Source organism: Streptomyces sp. NPDC048516, from assembly GCF_043199875.1.
In the GTDB taxonomy this organism is placed as follows: Bacteria; Actinomycetota; Actinomycetes; order Streptomycetales; family Streptomycetaceae; genus Streptomyces.
Genome location: NZ_JBICWS010000028.1, coordinates 24,683 through 46,022, shown reverse-complemented (window position 1 = coordinate 46,022; position 21,340 = coordinate 24,683). Strand labels below are relative to the sequence as shown.

General features: G+C 71.5%; 16 protein-coding genes. 5 read left to right on the top strand and 11 right to left on the bottom strand.

Annotated features, from left to right (window positions below; genetic code table 11):
• The first annotated feature begins 126 nt into the window (after positions 1-126).
• Complete coding sequence (locus tag ACGFR7_RS34335) at positions 127-1,299, top strand: FAD-dependent oxidoreductase (protein WP_393327038.1); 1,173 nt, start codon at positions 127-129, stop codon at positions 1,297-1,299.
• A gap of 138 nt (positions 1,300-1,437) precedes the next feature.
• On the opposite strand, the gene ACGFR7_RS34330 is transcribed toward ACGFR7_RS34335, so the two are convergent.
• The gene (locus ACGFR7_RS34330; RefSeq protein WP_393327035.1) at positions 1,438-2,181 is read right to left on the bottom strand and encodes an alpha/beta hydrolase; all 744 of its coding nucleotides are present in this window, start codon (positions 2,179-2,181) and stop codon (positions 1,438-1,440) included.
• A 95-nt stretch (positions 2,182-2,276) separates the two neighbouring features.
• Between ACGFR7_RS34330 and ACGFR7_RS34325 the strand changes: the two genes are divergently transcribed.
• Complete coding sequence (locus ACGFR7_RS34325; protein ID WP_393327033.1) at positions 2,277-3,239, top strand: helix-turn-helix transcriptional regulator; 963 nt, start codon at positions 2,277-2,279, stop codon at positions 3,237-3,239.
• 43 nt (positions 3,240-3,282) lie between these two features.
• On the opposite strand, the gene ACGFR7_RS34320 is transcribed toward ACGFR7_RS34325, so the two are convergent.
• Positions 3,283-6,240: an AAA family ATPase gene (locus ACGFR7_RS34320; protein ID WP_393327031.1), complete on the bottom strand. Its 2,958-nt coding sequence runs from the start codon at positions 6,238-6,240 to the stop codon at positions 3,283-3,285.
• A gap of 901 nt (positions 6,241-7,141) precedes the next feature.
• On the opposite strand from ACGFR7_RS34320, the gene rph reads away from it, so the two are divergent.
• The gene (gene rph, locus ACGFR7_RS34315) at positions 7,142-9,745 is read left to right on the top strand and encodes a rifamycin-inactivating phosphotransferase (protein WP_393327063.1); all 2,604 of its coding nucleotides are present in this window, start codon (positions 7,142-7,144) and stop codon (positions 9,743-9,745) included.
• A gap of 167 nt (positions 9,746-9,912) precedes the next feature.
• Here rph and ACGFR7_RS34310 read toward each other — a convergent pair whose 3' ends face one another.
• The 9 genes from ACGFR7_RS34310 to ACGFR7_RS34270 all read right to left on the bottom strand — a co-directional run bounded on the left by ACGFR7_RS34310 (position 9,913) and on the right by ACGFR7_RS34270 (position 19,502).
• Positions 9,913-11,088 carry an ROK family protein gene (locus ACGFR7_RS34310; protein ID WP_393327028.1) on the bottom strand — a complete coding sequence of 392 codons (1,176 nt, stop codon included), beginning with the start codon at positions 11,086-11,088 and terminating at the stop codon, positions 9,913-9,915.
• Between the two features lie 95 nt (positions 11,089-11,183).
• Positions 11,184-12,158 (bottom strand): glycosyltransferase, encoded by a 975-nt coding sequence (locus ACGFR7_RS34305; protein WP_393327025.1) that lies wholly within the window; start codon positions 12,156-12,158, stop codon positions 11,184-11,186.
• A complete protein-coding gene (locus tag ACGFR7_RS34300; protein ID WP_393327021.1) occupies positions 12,155-13,015 on the bottom strand; it encodes an HAD family hydrolase in 861 nt (286 codons plus the stop codon). The genes ACGFR7_RS34305 and ACGFR7_RS34300 overlap by 4 nt, the downstream gene beginning before the upstream one ends.
• The gene (locus ACGFR7_RS34295) at positions 12,973-13,944 is read right to left on the bottom strand and encodes a PfkB family carbohydrate kinase (protein WP_393327019.1); all 972 of its coding nucleotides are present in this window, start codon (positions 13,942-13,944) and stop codon (positions 12,973-12,975) included. The genes ACGFR7_RS34300 and ACGFR7_RS34295 overlap by 43 nt, the downstream gene beginning before the upstream one ends.
• Positions 13,941-15,242, bottom strand: coding sequence for a hypothetical protein (locus ACGFR7_RS34290; protein ID WP_393327016.1), 1,302 nt, complete (start codon positions 15,240-15,242; stop codon positions 13,941-13,943). Before ACGFR7_RS34290 ends, ACGFR7_RS34295 begins: the two co-directional genes overlap by 4 nt.
• A gap of 20 nt (positions 15,243-15,262) precedes the next feature.
• Positions 15,263-16,171 carry an inositol monophosphatase family protein gene (locus ACGFR7_RS34285; RefSeq protein WP_393327014.1) on the bottom strand — a complete coding sequence of 303 codons (909 nt, stop codon included), beginning with the start codon at positions 16,169-16,171 and terminating at the stop codon, positions 15,263-15,265.
• Complete coding sequence (locus tag ACGFR7_RS34280; RefSeq protein WP_393327011.1) at positions 16,168-17,463, bottom strand: aspartate aminotransferase family protein; 1,296 nt, start codon at positions 17,461-17,463, stop codon at positions 16,168-16,170. Before ACGFR7_RS34280 ends, ACGFR7_RS34285 begins: the two co-directional genes overlap by 4 nt.
• Before the next feature lie 36 nt (positions 17,464-17,499).
• Complete coding sequence (locus ACGFR7_RS34275) at positions 17,500-18,279, bottom strand: HAD family hydrolase (protein ID WP_393327009.1); 780 nt, start codon at positions 18,277-18,279, stop codon at positions 17,500-17,502.
• Between the two features lie 377 nt (positions 18,280-18,656).
• Entirely contained in the window at positions 18,657-19,502 is an 846-nt protein-coding gene (locus ACGFR7_RS34270; protein WP_393327006.1) for an SDR family oxidoreductase, read from the bottom strand.
• Between the two features lie 147 nt (positions 19,503-19,649).
• On the opposite strand from ACGFR7_RS34270, the gene ACGFR7_RS34265 reads away from it, so the two are divergent.
• Together ACGFR7_RS34265 and ACGFR7_RS34260 are read left to right on the top strand one after the other, a co-directional pair.
• Positions 19,650-20,744 carry a zinc-binding dehydrogenase gene (locus ACGFR7_RS34265; protein WP_393327003.1) on the top strand — a complete coding sequence of 365 codons (1,095 nt, stop codon included), beginning with the start codon at positions 19,650-19,652 and terminating at the stop codon, positions 20,742-20,744.
• Complete coding sequence (locus tag ACGFR7_RS34260; RefSeq protein WP_393327000.1) at positions 20,732-21,325, top strand: HAD family hydrolase; 594 nt, start codon at positions 20,732-20,734, stop codon at positions 21,323-21,325. The genes ACGFR7_RS34265 and ACGFR7_RS34260 overlap by 13 nt, the downstream gene beginning before the upstream one ends.
• Positions 21,326-21,340: the final 15 nt, after the last annotated feature.

Below are 21,340 nucleotides of genomic sequence, written 5' to 3'. Positions count from 1 at the left end.
CATCCGCCCGAGGCACCCCGGAGCGTGCCCGGGCCATTGGCCGCGGATTCCTGAAACGCCGGGCCGGCCGGGTACATCATTTACCCGGAGGCCCGAGCGGGCCTGCGCGGACGAATGGAGCGGTACGTGACACGCATACTGGTCATCGGCGGCGGGGTCGCCGGTACGGCGACGGCACTGGCCCTGCACAAGGCAGGGTTCGACGTCGCCGTGCACGAGGCGCATCCCGACACGGCCGAGGACATCGGGGCGTTTCTAACCCTGGCGAGCAACGGGATGCGCGCGCTGGCTCAGCTCGACGCCTCGGATGCGGTCACCGCGCTCGGCTTCCCGCTGCGCTCGATGCGGGTGCTCGACGGCCGGGGTGGTGAGGTGGCCCAGGTTCCGCTCGGGGAGGCCGACGACGCGTCCCTGCGGTACCGGTGCCTGCGCCGTGGCGAGTTGAACGCCGCGTTGCAGGCCGAGGCCTTCCGCCGGGGAATCGAGCTGTCGCACGGGGCGCGGCTGGTGTCCGTCGAGAACGGCCCGAGCACCGTGACCGCGCGATTTGCCGACGGTGGCGTCGCGACCGGTGATCTGCTCATCGGCGCCGACGGCCTGAACTCGACCGTCCGGCAAGCGATCGCGCCCGGCGCGGATCCCGTCTACGCGGGGCAGAGCGTCTTCTACGGCTACACGCACAGCGCCCCGGTGGCGGAGGAAACGGGGCACATCACCATGGTGCGGGGCAGCAGCGCCGCCTTCGGCTACGCGGTCTCGCCGGACGGGGAGACGTACTGGTTCGCGCGCGTCCCCGGTCAGGCCCTCCCCGCCGATGAACTCGCACAGCCCGCGCCCGCCCGCCGGCGGCAGCAACTCGTCGAGCTGCTGGGCAAGGACGCCACCCCCGCTGCGGGCATCGTCGCGGCCTCCACCGACGGCATCCTGGCCACCAACGCCACCGAGATCCCGCTCGGAACTCCCTGGCGGTCCGGGCGGACGCTGATCATCGGTGATGCCGCGCACGCGGCGTCACCCGCGACGGGGCAAGGCGCCTCGATGGCGTTGGAGGACGCCGTCATCCTCGCCAAGTCCCTGCGGGACATGCCCGACCTGGACAGCGCGCTCTCCCTCTACGAGTCATGCCGCCGCCCCCGCGTGGAGCACAACATCACCGCCAGCGGAGAGATCTCCCGCGGCACCCGCACCCCCGCGCGCACCGGCCGGGCACCTTCCCCTCAGCGTCCCGGCGATGACACGCTGGCCCGCCAACTGGACTGGGACCTCGATATGAAGGCCGTCTCCGGCAACGCGGGCTGAGCCAAGCGGCCGGGTCGCGTTGCGCTGCCGTGCGGTCCCTGAAGGCCCGGGCCGGCTCGGGCCCTTGAGGGCGAGGGCGAGGACACATGACAGGCGATCCGCCATGCGCAGGGCAGGCAGCGCAGCAGGCCCCGGCTGTCAGTGTCCGCAAGCGACGGCCGCGTCGAGGGTCCGGGCGAGTTCGACAGGTGTGGAGAGCATGGGCCAATGCCCGGTGGGCAGGTGGAAGCGCCGCCACGGCGCCTGGTTCAGGAATGCCAGCTCCGGCACCCCGGCGTCCAGCAGGGCCTGGGCATCGTGGCAGGCGACCACCACGTGGTCGACGTCGGGGCCGAGCTCTCCAGGATGGGCCAGCCGCTGTTGGAAGGTGCGAAAGGGCTGCGGCGTGGCCCGGGTGCGCATGAGGTCGAGCCGGTCCTGATCGAGCCCTTCGAGGGAGCTGAACGTGCCGAGAAGTCCGACCGGCGGCAAGGGCAGCAGCCATCCGTCTCCGTGCTCGGCGACCTCCTGGTGCAGTCGGCTGACCACGTCTTCCGGCATGACGTCGAGCAGGCCCATGCCCTCGGCAAAGGGAGCGCTGTCCAGATAGACGACACGTTCCAGGCGCGTCCCGAGGCGGCCCGCGGCGGCGGTGACGGGGACCGAGGCATAGCTGTGCGCGACGAGGGTGACCTCGCGCAGGTCCTGCTCCACGACGAACGCGGTGATGTCGTCGATGTGCGTGTCCAGGCCCACCTCCGGGGTGGCGAGGGCGGATCGTTCGCCCAGGCCGGTCAGCGTCACCGGCAGCGTCCGGTGGCCTCGCTCCCGCAGCGCCTGCGCGGTGTCCTCCCACGCCCAGGCTCCGAGCCAGGCGCCAGGGACGAGTACGAAGGTAGCCATACGGTTTCTCCTTGGATTTAAGGGGTTGCGCCGAGAGTAGAGTCCATAGAGGACAGTTTCCGCCCTGAAATGCCGAGTGATCCATGTCATACCCCTTGACGCGTGTACTGGCCCTGCTGGAACTCCTCCAGACACAGCCGGGCCTGACCGGTGCACAGCTGGCGGGCCGTCTGGGGACCGATGTGCGCACGGTGCGGCGCTATGCGGCACGCCTGCGCGAGCTGGGCCTTCCGGTGGAGTCGGACCGGGGCCGCTTCGGCGGCTACCGGCTGGCCCGCGGCTACCGGATGCCGCCGCTGATGCTCACCAACGAAGAAGCCCTCGTGATCATGCTGGGTCTGCTGGCCGGGGACCGCCTGGGCATGAGCACCACCGCTCCGGCCGGCGCCGGCGCCCTTGCCAAGATCGAACGAGTGCTTCCGGATCCGCTGCGTGCCCCGCTGGCCGCCATGCGGGACACCTTGTCCTTCACCACCCACACCGTGCTCGCGCAGGCTCCCGAGACAGGCGTTTTGCTGACCCTGGCGCAGGCATGCCACTCCGGTCACACCGTCGGCCTGCGCTACCACTCCTGGCACCGGGAACACACGGAGCGCGAGGTCGACCCGTACGGCGTGGTCTTCCATTCCGGGTGCTGGTACCTCGTCGGCCACGACCACCTCCGGGAGGGCCTGCGCACCTTTCGCATCGACCGGATCGCCTCCGCCACGCCCGGCGCGGCAACGTTCACCGCCCCCGACGACTTCGATCCGGTGACCCACCTCACCGCGTCCCTGGCCCGGACCCCCGCGCCGTGGCAGGTCGAGGTACTGATCGAGGGCCCCCTCGATGACATCGCGCGCCGGCTGCCACGCACGATCGTCACCCTCACCGCCACGCCCGCCGGCGTACTGATGCGTGCGCAGGCCGCACGGCTGGACAGCGTGGCCCGCCTGCTCGCCTCCCTGGAATGGCCCTTCACCGTCCACCGCCCCGACCAACTGCGCCACTCGCTCAAAGACCTGGCCCGACAGCTCACGGCCGCCGCCGAACGACCGCCCGGGGACACCCCGAAGTAGACGGCGCCTCATGGAATCCAGGCTCTTGGCGGGCCCGCCCGTGTCAGCCGTGGTCGCCGATCCGTGAGGGTGCGCAGGGTGCGACGCCGCCGAGCGCGGCGACGAGCTGGGGACGCCCCGCGATCTGCAACTTCCGGTAGGCACGGGTGAGGTGGGTCTCCACGGTCCGGAGGGACACGAAGAGGCTCTGCGCGATCTGCTTGTTGCTGTAGCCCTGGGCGGCCAGCGTGGTGACCCTCTCCTCACTGACCGTCAGGCTGCCACCGGGGTGCGCCGTGCGCGTGGTGGCGCGGCCGCCGGCGTCGTACAGCCTCTGCTGCAGGCGCTGTGCGAGCGAGGTGGCCCCGCAGGTGACGGCGAGGTCCAGCCCGCGGCGCAGAGCGGTACGGGCACCGGTGTTGTCCTCGCGCTGCATCAGCGCACGGCCGTAAGCATGCAGAGCGCGGGCGAGCTCCAGACGAGCGGGCGTGCGCTCCAGCGTGCTCACGGCCTCGGCCAGCAGGTCGAGCCCCCTCGTCCCCTCCGTCATCGCCCCCTGGGCGAGCAGCACCAGTCCCATGGCGCGCGGGATCGCGCAACGCCTCGCGAGGTCACGCTCCTCCTCCAGGAGGGCGTGTGCGTCGCGGCGGCGGCCCAGCGCCAGTTGGAGGGCCGCCGCGCGGGATCGCCAGGGAGAGATCGCCGGGCTGAGGGCTCCCGCCGCCGCGAGGTGGTGACCGCACTCCCGCAGGAGCGACAGGCTTCCGTGGAGATCGCCCCGGGCGGTGCGCAGCGCTGACAGGCTCATCAGGAAGCGGGGCCATTCCCCGGAGCTGTCGGCCGGGTCGGTGCCGGAGTGCCTGGCGGCGATGCTCTCGGCCCTGTCGAGGTCGCCCTGTTCCACGAGGGTGTCGATGCTGATGGTGTCCAGGGACAGCCAGTACGGAGGTTCGCCGTTCGGGTGCGGTGCTTCGGCGACCGCGCGGGCCGTGGCGGCCGCCTCCCCGATGTCCCCCCTGGACAGCTGGATGCCTGCCCGGTAGACGAGCAGCGACGAGGACAGCAGGTCCAGGCGCCTTTCCCTGGTCTCCCGCAGCAGATGCGCGCAGAACTGCTCGGCCCGGTCGAGCTGGTCCAGGAGGAGCAGGGAGCGAGCCACGCAATAGTGCAGGGGGAACAGGTCGAGGGAGAACGTGGGCAGGTTGACCCCGGCGCGGTTGATCAGCTCGATGGCTTCCCCGGCCGGCTCGCCCGCCCGCAGAGCGTCGAACGCGCGGATGCCCAGCAGTTGTCGTTCCCCGGGCGTGCTGCCCCTCAGGTCCCCGTCGAGGAGGGCGCCCGGCCGTCCTGACGCGCTCCGCAGCGAGGGCCGCTCGAACTCCAGCCACCAGCGCAGTGCCGCTTCGCGCAGGTGCCGCTCCCGGGCACTCGGCGCGGGAACCGCCGGCGCGGACGGTCCGGGGGTCAGGGTGTCCAGCCCCATTTCGAGCCCGCGGCGGTCCCGGGACAGGAGGGAGGAGTACGTGATCACGCCGACGGCTTTCGCGCGGAGCGAGTCGTCGTGCAGCCCCTCCAGCGCCGCCGCCGCGTACGACACCGCGAGAGCCGGGTCGTAGTGGCCGGCGGTGAGGGCGAGTTGCAGGAGGACCGGTGCCCGTTCCTCCGGCGTGAGCAGTTGGTGCACCGCATGGCGCAGATACGTCACGGCGGTCTCGGCGGCGCCCCTGCGCACCGCCTCTTCGGCGGCCCGTCGCAGGACGGTCACCGCCCATGTGCCCTGGACCGGACCGGCCGCCAGGAGGTGCGCTGCCACTTCCTCGTCGGGGCGCCCGCCCAGGTGGAGCACCCGTGCCGCCGTGGCGTGGGCCTCCCCCACCTCCTGGGGGGACCACTGGGCCAGCACGGTGTCCCGGACCACGGGGTGCACGAAGCGCAGGTCGTCGCCGGCCCGCAGCAGGCCGAGGGCGTGCAGCTCGGCCGCCGCGCACCGGATCACTGCCTCGCCCTTGCCGCAGTAGGCCGCCAGCAGCTCCAGCGGTCTGCGGTCGCCCAGGATGGCCAGCCCGCGAGCCAGTGCGGCAGAGTCCTTGGTCCCCTGGCAGAGCCGGTGCCTGATCACTCGTTGCAGCGTGTGCAGACCGAAGGTCTGGATGCTGTCGCATCCCTTGCCGTCAGGCTGTAGCCCGCTGTGCCGGGCATCGCACAGCAGGGCCCGCAGAAAGAGCGGGTGGCCGTCGGTTGCGGCGTGGCAGGCTGAGCAGAAGGACCGGTCCGGTCGCTGGGTGTCGAACACCTCCGCGACCAGGCGTTCCACGCTGTGCGGTGTGAGCGGCTTCAGGCGGACGGTGCGGGAGATCGAGGGGTGGACCAGCTCGTTGAACAGGGCCTCGGGCGGGGGCCGTTCGCCGGTGCGCGTGGTGACGGCCAGCAGAACGGGATGTGCGTCCGCCTGGTGCACCAGACCGGCGAGCCACCGCAGCGACGGAGGGTCGATCCCTTGCACATCGTCGATCGCCAGCAGCAGCGGCTGATGGCGCGCGAGGCGGAAGACCAGGTGGTTCAGGCTCCGTATGGTCTCCGCCCCGTCGGCGCGGGCGCCCGTGGGGTGGTAGGGGGGATCCTCCAGGCACAGCATGCGCGACACCGCGTCGGCGGCGTCGTTCAGCGGATGCCCGCGCTCGATGCCGGAGTCGGTGGTGAGCAGCGAACGCAGGAGCCGGCGAACCGTACCGAAGGCGAAATCACGCTCGAGCGGGCGGCAACGTGCCCGCAGGACAAGGAAGTCGGGGAGCCCGTCGAGCCAGTGGTGCAACAGGGCCGTCTTGCCGATACCGGCGTCCCCGTCGAGCTGTACGACCTGCAGCCGCCCTGCGCGGACTTCCCCGGCCACCGCTTCCAGCGCGGTCAGCTCCTCGGCACGGCCCACGAAGGGCCACGCGGTGTGCTCGGACGGACGGCCCTGGTGCGGTTCGACCCGCAGCGGGAGATCCGGGTTCGTTGTGTCGCGTCGCCGTCTGTCCATCCGGGGCTCACCTTCTGTCGCTCGGTGTGTCAGACGGCCGCTGTGCGCCACGGGTTGCCGGTGAGGCCGCACCGATCGTTTTTCGGCGCGTCACCGCCCTGTTCGGCAAGGTTGAGCCCGTGTGGAGCCCCTATGCGTCGTGGTGCAGGCGGTACAGCCTCGTGGTGGTGTGCCCAGGTCTCGTGGTACCGGCCGGTCACCACGTGTGACCCCGGCGGTCCACTCCACGATCAGGACGGAAGGCCCCGATGAGCACTGACGTCACGATCACCGGCGCCGGGCTCGGCGGCTCCACGCTCGCCTACGTCCTGCACGTCCACGGAATTACCGGCCACGAATACCGGTCACGGTCCGCGAGGCGGAGCTGGGCGGCCGTGAGGCGTCGGTTCAGCGGGCTTGGCCGAGCACTCGCATGCCGCGGCAACTGCCGGGAGATGCCGTCGCGCTCGACGGCGTGCGGGCCGTGCCGGCAAGGCGCTTCGCGAGAAACCTGCGAGTTCCCTCGGACCCCACATGGCAAAGGCAAGGAGATGTCTCTCCTTGCCACTCTCAAGATATAGCGCACCGGGGGGCTTGCGGCAAGGCCCAGGGGGTGGCGCAAAATCGTCGGCCAAGGCCACAACCTGCGGAAATGAGGGCACGACGTGCGTGTGTTGTCGACGTATGGGGGACGCGGTGACGTCGGACCAGCAGTGGGACCGGCAGTGCGGTCGCGGGCGCTCGGCACGGTGGTGCGGGGGTGCGCGCGGCCCGGCGGGGCGGAGCGGTCGGCCGACGCGCCGGTGGGAAGGCAGCCGGAGACGAGGGCGTGCCTGACAAGAGGTTCGGCAGAGCCGGAGGCGCCGGTGAGGCGATCGGCCGGCGCAGTGCAACGGGACACGACTGCCTCGGAGGCATCGCGATGATCGAGCAGTACGTGTGGGATCTTCAAGACATTGACGAGACGCAGGTCGCGGTCGTCGGGGGCAAGGGCGCGCATCTGGGCGGGCTGTCGCGGATCGAAGGCATCCGCGTGCCGGCCGGCTTCTGCGTGACGACGGACGCCTTCCGGCGGATCATGGCCCAAGCGCCGTCGATCGATGATCGGCTCGATCAGTTGTCGCGCTTGAACCCGGACGACCGGGAGGCGGTCCGCACGCTCAGCGCGGAGATCCGCCGGACCATCGAAGGGATCGCCGTCCCGGACGATCTCGCCGCGGCGATCACCCGCGCGCTCGCCCGGCTCGGCGAGCGGGCCGCCTGCGCCGTCCGGTCCAGCGCGACGGCGGAGGACCTGCCGACGGCCTCCTTCGCGGGCCAGCAGGACACGTACCTGAACGTCGTGGGGGCGACGGCGATCCTCCGGCACGTCAGCCGGTGCTGGGCCTCGCTGTTCACCGAGCGGGCCGTGACCTACCGTCAGCGGAACGGCATCGACCACCGCACGGTCCACATGGCCGTGGTCGTACAGCAGATGGTCTTCCCGCAGGCGGCCGGCATCCTGTTCACGGCCGACCCCGTCACGGGCAACCGGAACACCGCCACCGTGGACGCCGGCTTCGGCCTCGGCGAGGCCCTGGTCTCCGGCCTGGTGAACCCGGACGTCTTCACGGTGCGGCACGACGCAGTCGTCGCCAAGACGATCGCCGCCAAACAGCGTGCCGTGCAGGCGCTGCCGGCCGGCGGTACGCGGGAAGTGGCGATCGACTCGCAGCGCCAGGAGCAGCCGGCGCTGACGGATGCGCAGGTCGTGCGGCTCGTGCAGCTCGGGCGGCGGATCGAAGCGCACTTCGGCCGCCCGCAGGACATCGAATGGTGCCTGGGCGACGAGGGCTTCCAGATCGTTCAGAGCCGGCCGATCACGACGCTGTTCCCCGTTCCCGTCCCCGAGACCGGCGACCGGGAGAATCACGTCTATGTCTCCGTTGGTCACGGGCAGATGATGACCGACGCCATGAAGCCCCTGGGGCTCTCCATGTGGCAGCTGACGGCCATGGTGCCGATGCACGAGGCCGGCGGGAGGCTGTTCGTCGATGTCACCCGGCGCCTGGCCGCGCCCGCGAGCCGCGCCGGCCTCCTGGACGTCTTGGGGAGAGGCGATCCGCTGGTCAGGGACGCTCTGGAGACCGTCCTCGACCGCGAGGATTTCGTCCCGTCGCTCCCTGACGCGGGTCCCGGCGGGCCGCCGGCCGGCGGTGCGCCCGCCCCGATCGAGACCGATCCGGCCATCGTCACCGAGCTGATCGAGCGTAGCCGGGTGTCCATCGCCGCCCTGGAGCGCGACATCCGGACGAAGACCGGGCCGGCGCTGTTCGACTTCCTGCTGGAGGCCTTCGAGGAGCACAAGCGGGTCCTCGGTGATCCCCTGAACCTTCAGGCGATCATGGCGGGGATGGAGGCCACGTGGTGGCTCAACGACAAGCTGCAGGAGTGGCTGGGCGAGAAGAACGCGGCTGACACGCTCACGCTGTCCGCCCCCGGCAACATCACCTCGGAGATGGGACTGGCGCTGCTCGACGTCGCGGACGTGATCCGCCCGCATCCGGAGGTGGTGGCGTTCCTGCAGGGCGTCGAGGACGAGGGCTTCCTGGACGAGCTGGCGAAGCTCGCGGGCGGGACCGAAGCGCGCGACGCCATGCAGGCCTACCTCGACCTGTACGGCATGCGCTGCGTCGGCGAGATCGACATCACGAGGCCACGTTGGCGCGAGCGCCCCGGCACGCTCGTGCCCGTGATCCTCGACAACGTCAGGAACTTCGAGCCGGGCGCCGCCGGGCGGCGCTTCGAGCAAGGGCGGCAGAAGGCGCAGAAGAAGGAACAGGACGTGCTGTCACGCTTGCGGGACCTGCCGGACGGAGACCGGAAAGCCGACGAGGCCAAGCGGATGATCGACCGGGTCAGAACCTTCATCGGGTACCGGGAGTACCCGAAGTACGGCATCGTCAGCCGCTACTTCGTCTACAAGCAGGCCCTGCTGGAGGAGGCCGGGCGCCTCGTGCAGGCCAAGGTGCTTCCTGAGAAGGAGGACATCTTCTACCTCACGTTCCAGGAACTCCACGACGTCGTGCGCACGCACCGGGTGGATGGCCGGCTCATCCAGCAGCGCAAGGACGCGTTCCGGTCGTACCACGCGCTCACACCGCCCCGGGTGCTCACCTCGGACGGTGAGGCCGTCACCGGGGCGTACCGGCGCGACGACGTGCCGGCCGGCGCCCTGATCGGCCTCCCGGTCTCCGCCGGGACCATCGAGGGACGGGCCCGCGTCATCCTCGACATGGCGGAGGCCGATCTCGAAGCGGGCGACATCCTGGTCACGACGTTCACGGACCCCAGCTGGTCGCCGCTGTTCGTCGCGGTCGCGGGCCTGGTGACGGAGGTGGGCGGCCTGATGACCCATGGCGCGGTGATCGCCCGGGAGTACGGCTTGCCGGCCGTCGTGGGCGTGGACCAGGCCACCCGGCTGATCCGGGACGGGCAGCGGATCCGTGTGCACGGAACCGAGGGGTACATCGAGATCCTGCCTTGACCGACCACGCCGAGAAGCCCCGTCCGGGGGCCTTCGGGCATCCGGAAGCCGACGGTGGGCGACATCCCGGCGCGCACCCCGCTGGGGGTGGGGTGGCCCCGGTCGGGGAGACCGGGCGGGTTCCGCTTCGCGGTGTGCGACAAGAGGGAGCCTCAGATCCGAGGGGCTCAGGGGCAAGTTCCCGGCCCGGTTCGCGGAATCTTCCCGTGAGTGCGAGAACTTCGTACGCTCGCCGGTTCGCCCCGTGCGGGGTGCTCATCTGCGTACGTGTGCTGAGGTGACCGCTGTACATCTGGCGGAAGCCGCGTGAACTCCAGTTCGGCGGACGGCGGACGGCTCGCGTAACGGTCCGGGGCGAGGAGGGTCGCCGCGGCGCCCACCAGGCAGGCGTCGCCGCCCAGAGCGGACGGGTGGAGGGCCACGCCGCGGAGGAAGGCCAGCCCGGCGAACTCCTTCATCCCGGCCTCGATGGCCTCGAACAGCACCCGGCCGGCCTGGGCGACACCACCTCCGACCACGATCCGGTCCAGTTCGCAGACGGCAGACAGGGAGGCGAACGCGGCACCGAGGGCCCGGCCCGCGCGGTCGAAGGCGGCCGCGGCCACGGGGTCGCCGGCGCGGGCCGCGGCGCTCAGCTCGCGTGCCGTGGACCGCCTGCCGGGCCCGCGCCAGCCGGCCTCGCGTGCCCAGGAGGCCAGCGCGGTCCCACTGGCGAAGAGCTCCAGGCAGCCGCGGCCACCGCACAGGCACGGCGGGCCACCGACGTCGATCACGGTATGGCCGATGTGCCCGGCATTGCCGGAACGGCCCGTCCACGGGCGCCCGTCGAGAAGGAGGCCGCCTCCGACGCCGGTGGAGACGACACAGCCGAGCATGTCGTCGGCCCCTCGGCCGGCGCCTGCCCAGTGTTCGCCGATGGCCGCGCAGAGGCCGTCGCCGACCAGGGCGACGGGGCTTCCCGGTACCAGTGCGGCCGCCCGCTCCCGTACCGGGAAGTCCCGCCATACCGGGATCATGACGGGGCTGATGGTGCCGCATTCCACGTCGAGCGGGCCGGCGGAGCTGACGGCGATACCGCGGACCCCGCCGTACCGTGCGTCCGCCTGCGCCAGCGGGGCAGCAACCGCGCCGGCCACGGCGGACCATGCCGCGTCGGGGTCCGTGCCGGTGGGAGTGGGAATGCGGATACGGGCCGATACCCGGGCCGCCGCATCCACCAGTGCCGCGGCGATCTTGGTGCCGCCGATGTCGACGGCCAGGACCGGGCGCGGGTCCGTTCGCGGCCCGGGAGCCGGCCGGTCCGCGGGAGAGTCCGGTGGCAGGGCCCGGGGGGAAGGGGACATCGCTCCTCCGCTGAGGGGTGGTGGGTGGACACGGCCGGAAGGGCCGCGTGGCGTGGTCCGTGAGCGTGGGCGGCGTGTCGCACCTTGTGTCGCACCTACAGGTAGCGCGCCCGGTGCCGGACGCTTCCTACCAGCCGGCCCGCGCGCAGGGCGGCTCTGGCCAGCCAGGCGGCACGGCGGTCGGTGCGGCCGACGAGGTGGAGCCCGTGGCCCAGGAGCCACCCCACCTCGCGCACCGGGTCCCACAAGGAGGTGCGGGGCATGCCCTGGGCGGCGAAAGCGCGGAAGAGCATGGGATGGGAGCTGCCGTAGCGGAACGCCTGGCGCACCATCTGCGAGACGGTCGAGCGCAACTGGTAGTGCACGACCGCGTCGGGGACGAAGGCCAGTTCCCGTCCGGAGAGCTGCGCACGCCAGAAGAACTCGACGTCGTCGCCTCCGTACAGATACCTCTCGTCGAAGCCGCCGAGCAGTTCCCAGACCTCCCTTCTGGCGCCGCAGTTGGCGCCGAGGGGGTAGGGCAGGAATCCGAAGGTGTCGGCGAGCGAGGCGGTCGGCTTGGGCGGGCGTGCGGCCAGCGCCACCCGGTCGTTGAGGGAGATACGTTCGAGAGCCCCGCCGACCGCCGGTGCCCGGCGCAGCGCCCGCTCCATCGCGGTGAGCCAGCCGGGTGCGACGACGTCGTCCGCGTCGCAGAACACCAGGACCTCTCCCCGGCTGTGCCGGCAGCCCATGTTGCGGGCGTGGTTGACTCCGCCGGCTTCCCGGACACGGACGAGGTGCAGCCGGGGCAGCCTGTGCCGGTAGGCCATGGCGACCTCGCCGGTGTGGTCGTGTGATCCGTCGTCGATGACGATGACCTCCCACGGCCCCGCGTAGTCCTGGCCGGTGAGCGCATCGAGTTGACGGCCGAGCGTGGCGGCGGCGTTGCGGGCGGGGATGACGACGGAGACCAGGGGGAGCGACGGCGGCCGCTGAGGTGCGGGTACCGGTCCGGGGGCGGGTCCGGGTGCGGGTCCGGGTCCGGGTGCGGGCTGCCCGCCGGTCTGCTGCTGGTCCGCCGCCGTCACGGCAGTTTCCCGGTGACCGAGTCGGTTGTGAAGTCGGTTGTGGAGTCGGCAGTGGAGTCGGTGGCGGAAGCCGCGGTGGTATCGGTGGCGGAGTCGGTGTCCGTGCCGGACGTGACACGCGGGGGTGCGGATGCCTGCTGTACCCGCGGCCGCGGGCCGTCCGGCCGGGAGCCGCCCAGCACCGCGGCGATCACCACGTCGGTGTCCCGCAGATCGGGCAGGACCACCTCGGCGCCGGCTTCCCGCAGTTCCGCGCTGGTGTACTTGCCCGTCGCCACGGCGACCGGCCTTGCTCCACCGGTACGTGCGGCCTGCACGTCCCGGACGGTGTCCCCGATCACGACCGTGTTGCCGGGTCCGAAGTCGGCGCCGTACCGGTGCTGCGCCCGCCGCTGCGCAAAGCCCACCAGGTCGGAGCGCACGGCGCTGTCGGACCCGTAGGCACCGAGCGCGACCTCCACGAAGTCCTGCAGCGCAACGGCACGGAGCTTGCGGACGGCGTTGCGGAACAGGTTGCCGGTCAGCAGGGACTGGACGACCCCGGGCTCGGCGCGCAGTGCGGTGAGCGCTTCGACGGCGCCGGGCAGGACGCGGCTGTGGTCGCGCAGTTCCTTCGCCGTCTCCCCCAGGGACGTCACCACCGCCCGGTCCATCTCCGACCCGGCGATGCCGGTGACCCCTTCGACCGCCAGGAGCTCCTGCATGATGGCGCGCTCGGTGCGGCCTTCGGTCTCCACCGTGGCGACGGGTGGACGCCCGGTCAGCAGGGCGAAGGCCCGGGGGTACGCGGACGTGGCGGCCGGCCCGCTGACCATCAGTGTGTGGTCGATATCCCAGAGAACGAGGGTGGTGCGCATGGGGCTCCTCGGTTGGCGGATCGGTGCGGCCCGGTGGGGCCCGGGGTCCGGGGCAAGACGTAGGGTCCGCGGGTGGCCGCACACAGGGCTGCGTCGGCCGCCGCGAACGTCACGGCGTCGGCGGCACCGCTGCCGGTGCCCAGCGCGAAGGCCAGTGCGGCGGCGAAGTTGTCGCCCGCGCCGTAGCAGTCCACCACCGGGCGCGGGGGGCGGACGGCCCGGTAGCGTCGGGCGGGTTCGCCCGGTGCGCGGAACACGCCTCCTCGGGTGCCCTCGGTGACGACGAGCAGGCCGGGTGGACGGGGCAGACCCGCCGGGTCGCAGCGCTCCGCGGGATCGTCCGCGCTGCCCACCACGGCGTCCACCGGAACTCCTGCCGTGGCGAGGGTGGTGAACTCGCGGCCGGTGGCGGTGAGGACCGCAGCCCGCCGCGCCTTCGCCAAGGCGCCCGCTCCGCCGGCGGTGAAGTAGACGGTGTCGCAGGAGCGAAGGGTCTCCCAGGGCAGGTCGTCCTCTTCCTCCGGCTGGAGCCGCGCCCCCAGGGTGGTCGTGGTGCGCTCGGCGGAGGCGTCCACGAGGCTCACCGCGCACCGGGTCGGCCGGTCCCGTACAGCGGCCACCACGTCCACGCCGAGCCGGCCGAGCACTTCCCGGGAGCGACGGGCCACCTGGTCGTCGCCGAGCGCGGTGAAGAAGGTGCATGCCCCGGCCAGGGCCGCGAGTCGCACGGCGGCCACCGCTCCCCCGCCGGCCGGTCCCTCCCAGAGGACATCCGCGTGCACGATGTCCCCGCGGGCCGGAAGGTGCCGCACGCGCGCGAGGGTGGTCCATTCCAGGTGTCCCACCACCGCTGCCCGCAGGGGGTACGAGGGATGCGAAGGATACGAGCAAGGGGCGGGCGGGTGCCGGGGGGCCGGCGGGGCTGTCATGAGCCGGCCTCCGGCCCTGGCCCGCCGGTCACCAGTTCCAGGTGCCGGTCCACGTCCGGTTCCCGTGCGCCCGTCAGCTGGCGGACCAGGTCGTCCAGGAGCAGGGTGCCCATCAGGTAGTGGCCCAGGGCAAGTTCCTCCGGTGGCGCGCACCGGCCCTCGGCGTCCGGTTTCGGCTTGAGGTCGGACAGGCGGCAGGGTGCCTCTGCCAGGACATGGAGGGCGTGCGTGAGCAGCAGCCGCTGCCGCCAGCCGGGGTCGCCCCGTAGCAGCCCGGGGATTTCCGAGGTTTCCAGATACGGCAGGAAGTGGTGGGCCGCCGCGCGGTAGCCCGGGTACACGGGCCGGCGAAATCCGGCCCGGTAGTGGGGCGTTCCGTTGACCGTCGTGCCGTCGAGGGCGAAACCCAGCCGGAGGGCGGGGTCCCACACGGTGAGGCTGAAGAGCGTCTTGGCGAGGTCGTAGACGGGGTCCCAGTGGTCGACGGAGCCACGCGGGTCGATGATGCGGTAGTCCGTGTGCCGGCCGTCTTCCGGGGCATCGTCCGCCCCTGTGCCGTCGGCCCGTCCGACGAGGATGTTGCGGACGTTGGCGTCGCCATGGGCGGGGAACATCAACCGGGGTGGTGCCAGTTGCCGCAGCCGGGCGGCGTGTCCGTCCGACAGGCGGTGCAGCAGCCGGGCCGGCGAGGGGCAACGCCGGCCGTTGATCACCAGCTCGTCGGCCGCGGCGACCTCGGGCAGATGGCGTCGCAGCACCGGGAGCCGGCGCAGGAACCTCCCGAGGTTGACGTCGGTGAGATGGCCGGCAGGGGCGGGGGCCGTGCGGGTGGCGTAGCCGTGCACGAACAGGCCCTGCACCACGGCGTCGTGGCGGGCGAAGAAGAGCCGTGTCCCCTCCGGCCCGTCCCGCAGGCACGCCGCCAGGTCCCGGGACGGGTAGTACGGCGTGGTGCAGGCGGCCCATCCGCTGCCCTCGATGGTGTCCAGCACCGGCAGGTAGCGGGCGCCCAGCTGGGGTGCCGTGTGCCTGATGAGCTCGGTCTGCTCGCGTTTCCCGCGGAAGGAGGCCAGGTCGTGCCCGTCGACGGCGCCGCTTGCCGCGGTCAGGACCTTCAGGACCAGCTCGGTGCCGTCGGCGGTGCGCGCCCGGTGGACGCGGGCCGGCGAACCGCCGTCGAGGATTTCCTGGCCGACCTCGAGGCCGAGGCGCTGTGCGGCTTCTCGGATCGCACGCCGCTCGGCGGAGCCGGCGGTGGAGGTGTGCCCCGTCGTGTGCCGGGGCCGGGTGGTGCTCATGGTGTCCTCCGGGGTGGCTCTCACCAGTGGATGGCGGACAGCAGGGACTGGTGGAGTTCGGGCGTGCACGCGGCGATGCAGGAGCGCTGGTTGCCGGCGCCGATGTCCAGCAGGAGGGTGTCGTGCAGGGACGCGCCGTAGGCGTCGGTGATGACGACTCCGGCCCGCTCGGCCAGGTACACCGACGCCGCGATGTCGTACGGGAAGAGGTGCAGGATGCTTCCGTGCCCCACCGCGCGGAAGGCGGTTTCCGTCTCGGGACGGTCGCGCAGCAGACGGTTGCCGATGTCGACGTAGGCGTCCATCTGCCCCGTGATGATCCGGGAGATGGAGAAGGAGGCGCTGTTGACGACGTAGACGCCGCCGCGGTTGGCCGACGCGTCGATGAGGTGACCGTAGGCGCCCACCATCAGCTCGGCCGGGTGGCCGTTGAACTCCAGGGTCCAGAACATCCGCTCGAGGTCCGTGGTGGTCCCCAGGCACGGCAGCTGCCCCGGGTAGCCGCCGCTGTGGATGCCCGGCACGGAGTCGTCGGCGTACATCCAGTTGCCCGTCTTGATCTCCAGGAGCATCGCGCAGTCGATGTCCCCGATGGTGGGGGCGTCGGTGTAGCGCGCCGCGGCGATCGAGACACAGGCCGGCTCCAGGTCGGCCGCCGCCCCGCGGGTGCCGTCGATCGGGTCGATCACCAGGACGTGCCGCGGATGGGCCCCGGTCAGGCGGAGCCCGTGACTCTCGGTGTAGACGGCCAGCGGGATACCGGTCCCGATGAGGTAGTCCCAGGCTGCTTCCTCGGCCAGGACGTCGACCGGGAATTCCGCGTCGCCGCCGGCAGTGGTGCCGTCCACGTAGCGGCCGCCGGCACCGGCCCGGTCCGCACGGACGACGTGGCGGATGTGCGCCGCCAGGGCGTGGACCAGCCCCCTCATGCGGCGTCCAGGAAGAGTCGCCGCAGACGGTCGCACATATCGTCCGCCTCCTCCCTCGTCATGATCAGCGGTGGCCTGACCTTGACGACGTTGCCGAAGCCGTACAGCGACGTCCGCAGCAGGAGGCCGTATTCCATACCGCGTGCGGCGAGGTGGTTGGTGAGCGCGGGGTCGGGTGCTCCGTCGTGGTCGACGATCTCGACCCCGAGCATCAGCCCCTCGCCCCGTACGTCGCCCATGAAGGGGATCTGTGTGGCCAGCTCCCGCAGACGGGACATGACGTGGGCGCCGACGGTGCGTACGTTCTCCAGGAACCCCGGGCGGCGGAGGATTTCGATCGTCTTGACCGCCGCGGCGGCCGCCATCACATTGGCGCCGAAGGTAGAGCTGATGTGGTGTCCCTCCAGGCCGGTCAGCCGCTCCTGGGCGAGGATGCCCGCGATCGGCAGGCCCGAGCCGCCCAGCCCTTTGCCGAACGTGAGCAGGTCGGGCGTGACGCCGAAGGTGTCGGCGGCGAACATCTGGCCGGTCCGCCCGAAGCCGGTCTGGATCTCGTCGAACACCAGCAGGATGCCGCGTTCGTCGCACAGGCGGCGCAGTGCCTGCAGGTAGCCGTCCGGGGGCACCACGTTCCCCCCGTTGCCGGAGATCGGTTCCACCACCACGCACGCCACGCGGCCGGAACTGGCGTAGTCGATGAAGTCGTTGATGCGCTCGGCGCACAGCAGGCCGCAGGTGGCGCGTTCCTGCCGGTAGAAGCACCTGGCGCAGTACGGGTCGGGGACGTGCACCACGCCCGGCATCTGGGAGGGGAAGGGAGCCCGGCGGAAGGCGGCGCCCGAGGCGCCGATCATGCCCATGGTCTGTCCGAGATGCGCCCGGAACAGCGAGACGACGTCCGGATTCCCGGTGTGGTGCTGGGCGATCTTGACGGCACCTTCGTTGGCATCGGAGCCGCTGGAGGATTTGAGGTGGACGCGGCTCAGGCCTTCCGGTGCGATCTCCGCGAGCCGGCTGACCAGTTCGTTCACCGGTCCCGACTGGAACTTGGACGTGACATGGATGAGTTCGCCCGCCTGGGCGCGGACCGCCGCCACGATCTCCGGGTGGGAGTATCCGAGCGTCAGGTTGAAGGTTCCCGATGAGCAGTCCAGGTAACGTGTCCCGTCGTCCGCGCAGAGGTAGACCCCCTCGCCCCGGACGGCCTTCAACGGATGCGGTGGGTTGTAGTAGTGGTTCAGGACGTCATCGATGTCCTCGCCGCACGATGTCACTGAGGGCAACACGGTCATCTGCTGTGCTCCTTGCCTGTGTTCCGGAATTCCTCGCTATGCCTCGCGGGTGTCCGCGCCACGCCTCGCCCGTCGCTCGCGGGAGGCCCGGGGCGGCAGGGGGCCGCTCCCGGCCCGCAGCCCCATCGAGCGCAGCAACTGCGGAAGATCCGTGTGCTCGAAGGACGCCAGGGTCAGGTCCGCCTCGCTCAGATCGAGGCCGGCGGTCATCGCGTTGGGCACCGCGACGCACCGCAGGCCGGCACTCTTGGCTGCGGCGATGCCGCTGGGCGAGTCCTCAAACGCCATCGCCTCTTCCGGCCGCAGTCCCAGCCGGTGCAGCGCCTCCCGGTACAGGTGCGGCGCCGGCTTGGCCCGGTCGGGCAGCCCCTCGGAGCTGTGTATGGCCTGCCAGCCCTTGTCGATGCCGCACTGCCGGAGATACCGGGCGATCCAGGGCCTGCGGCTGTTGCTGACGAGCGCCCGGGGCAGGCCCGAGCGGTCCAACTCGGCCAGCCAGCGGCGCACTCCGGGGCGCGAACCCAGTCCCGCCAGCTGTTCCTCGGTGGTGAGCGAGACGACGGCATCGGCCGCCTCCCGGTCGACACAACCGCCCGTCAGCCGCTCCAGCTCCGTCCACAGGTCGAAGCCGACCGTGCCCAATACGGATGACCAGGTGCGCCCCGTGAGCACCTGTCCGTGCCGGCGGAAGACCTCCCCGTACGCATGAAAGATGTGCGGCTCGGGGTCCCACAAGGTGCCGTCGAAGTCGAAGAAGACCGCGCGCAGAGGCAGCGCTCTCCCCGTGGAAGCACCGGATGGAGGTGGATACGGCACGGCGGAACCCCCTGTGATGGACGAAGCGGTGGCACAAGGAATCAGCCACCCGCGGCTCAAGTGGCCCTCATTGAAGGCAGGGCCCAGCAGCGAGTCAACGAGAAGGGGCTAATGCTTCGGTCGCCCCGTAATCCGCCTCGTGGTGACCACGACGTCGCTGGTCACCGCACCACACACCGCACGGTTCCTCCCCGGCATTCCCCTCCGTGCCGCGCGCGGCCGGCCGTGGAGTCCCTACGGTGGGGGACCTCCTCCCGCCCCGGAACGGCGCTGCCCGGACGGACACTTCCGGTCCGCCCGGGCGCGGCGAGGCCGGAATACAGGGCGGAGCACATGAGGGAGCACAACGGCGGAGTACGGAGTGTTCCGCCGGGAGCTCAGGGTGTCTCTTCCGTGCTGCCCTTCGCCTTCGCCATGTCAGCCAGAGCCGTCTCCACATCAGGACCCAGGAAGCCGTGATGAACACTCCGCAACACCAGCCGTTCGGGGCGGCGGGGCGAGGTGAAAACGTCGTCGTTCCGCACGGGTACCACCCGGGTGGGAAGCCGCAGCGCCTCGGCAACTCCCGACATCAGCTCGTAGCGGGTCACCACCTCGGCCCCGGCAACGTGCAGCAGGCCCCGGTGGTCCCAGAGTTCTTCCAAGGCGGGCGCCAGGCTCGGCAGATACAGCGGTGCGCAGACGACGTCCGTCTGCGCCCGGGTGACAGCGGCCGAGAAGCGCGCCATGAACCTGTCCGCCCAAGGACTGCGGCCGTAGACCAGGGGGATGCGCACCACCAGGTGGCCGCCGCCGTGGCTCAGCAGCACATCCTCCGCCGCGCACTTGGTCCGCCCGTAGACGTTCACGGGCGCCCGCGGGTCCTCCTCGGTGTACACGTCCCCGGTGCCGTCGAAGACGTTGTCGCTGGACAGCAGGAGGATCTTCGTCCGGGTGTGCCGGACCGCCGTGAGCAGCACCTGCACGGAGTGGACATTGAGCGCGTGAGCGAGTGCGGGCTGCGCCTCGGCGGAGGCGAGATCGACCAGGCCGGCGGCGTGGATCACCAGGTCGAAGCCCTGGCCCACGAGTGCGCTCAGCGCCGCCTCGTCCCGCAGATCCACTTTCACCAGGCCGGGCACGGTCCGCTGTGAGCAGGTGCCCACGACGGTGTGGTGGGGCGACAGGCCTCTCCACAGGGCTCCGCCGACGTAGCCCGACGCACCGAGCAGCAGGATTTTCATCAGTCATCACCCGGGTCTTTCCTTCTCGGAACCCGTCAAGGCGGGTTCACGGTTGGCGGGTCTTACCGACACCGGTCCACGCCACGCCCCGATTGTCAGCAACCGGCAAGAGCCCAGACCATACATCCGGCCGAAGGAGCATGAACGGTGACAGCGACCACGACGATGCAGGCCCTGGTCTTCGAAACAGCGGGGCAACTGCGCCTGGAAAGCCGCCCGTTGCCCACCCTGAGCCATCCGGACGACGTCATGGTCCGGGTCGCCGCCGTCGGTATCTGCGGAACGGACCGGAGCATCGTCCTGGGCGACTTCCCCGCCCGCTCCGGCGTCGTGCTCGGACACGAGGCCGTCGGCGAGGTGGTGGCTACGGGTCCGGCCGTCACCTCCCTGGCCCCGGGCGGGCGTGTGGTGATCAATCCGACCTACCACTGCGGCGGTTGCGGACGCTGCCGTCGCGGTATGGCCGCCCACTGTACGTCGAAGGACGGGCGCGAACTCGGGGTCGACTGCGACGGCACCCTGGCGGAGTACGTGGTGGTCCCGGCACCCTTCCTGCACCCCTTGCCGCCTGAGGTCTCCTACGCCCGCGCCGCTCTCGTCGAGCCGCTGGCGTGCGTGCTGAACAACCTCACTGCCGCGTCCTTGCGCTGGACCGACCGCTGCCTGGTCATCGGGGCGGGCCCCATCGGAACGCTGTGCGCTCTGGTGCTCGCCTGCCGCGGCCACCACGTCACGGTAGTGGAACGCGACACCGTCAGAGTGGAACTGGCGCGCCGCATCCTTCCCGCCGCGGCACGAGTGCTGCCGGAGCCGGACGGCGGTCTGTGGCCGGCGGCCGAGGGAACGGACTCCGGTCCTGAGGTGGTCGTCGACACCACGGGTGCTCTGCCTGCCGACGCCTTGCAGGTGGTCGCGGCCGGCGGAACGGTGGTGGCCATGGGCGAGCGGGAGACGGCCACCGCCACGATTCCCGTACGGTCTCTCGTCACCCGGGGAGTGCGCCTCGTGGGCGCCGGCCCCTACCCCCCGCACCTCTTCCAGACGGCATTGGACCTGGCAGGCGACCTTCCGCTGGAGACTCTGGTCACCCATGCGCTGCCTCTGCACCGCTATGCCGACGCCTTCACCGCCCTCCACGTGCCCCTGGCGGCCACCCGGCCGGAAACGGCGTCGTACGCGGCCATGAAGGTGCTCCTGCTCCCCGGTGACCAGGCAGTGGAGGACTACCGGTGCGCTGGCTGATCTTCGACTACGGCAATGTCATCAGCAGGCAGAGCGAGGTCGTGCCGGAGCTCGCCTCCCTGCTCGACGTCGAGCCGGAGTCCTTCGCGCGCGGATACTGGAGGTTCCGGGACGCCTATGACCGGGGCTGGTCGGACCTGCACTACTGGCGGGCCGTGGGGCATGCCGCCGGCCGGCGCGTCACCGTACGGCAGGTCGCACAGCTCACCAGGGTCGACCTCGCCGGGTGGCGGGAGACCGCACCCGAGGTGCTGACGCTGCTCGGTGAGCTGAACCAGGCGGGGGTCCCCCTGGCCCTGCTGTCCAACGCCCCCCGCTCGCACGGTCAGTTCTTCCGCCGGCAGCCGTGGTCCGCGCTCTTCCGTCACCTGGTGTTCTCCGGGGAGGTCGGGGTCGCAAAGCCGGAGCGTGACGTGTGGGAAGTCCTTCTCCGGCGCCTGCGCTGCGCACCCGGCGACTGCCTGTTCTTCGACGACCGGCGCGTCAACATCGACAGTGCCCGTACGGCAGGGGTCCCGGCCCGGCACTGGACCGGCCCTGCCGCCGCACGACAGGACATCGCCGAGGCAGGCTTTCCGTGAGGTGACGGTGCCGGC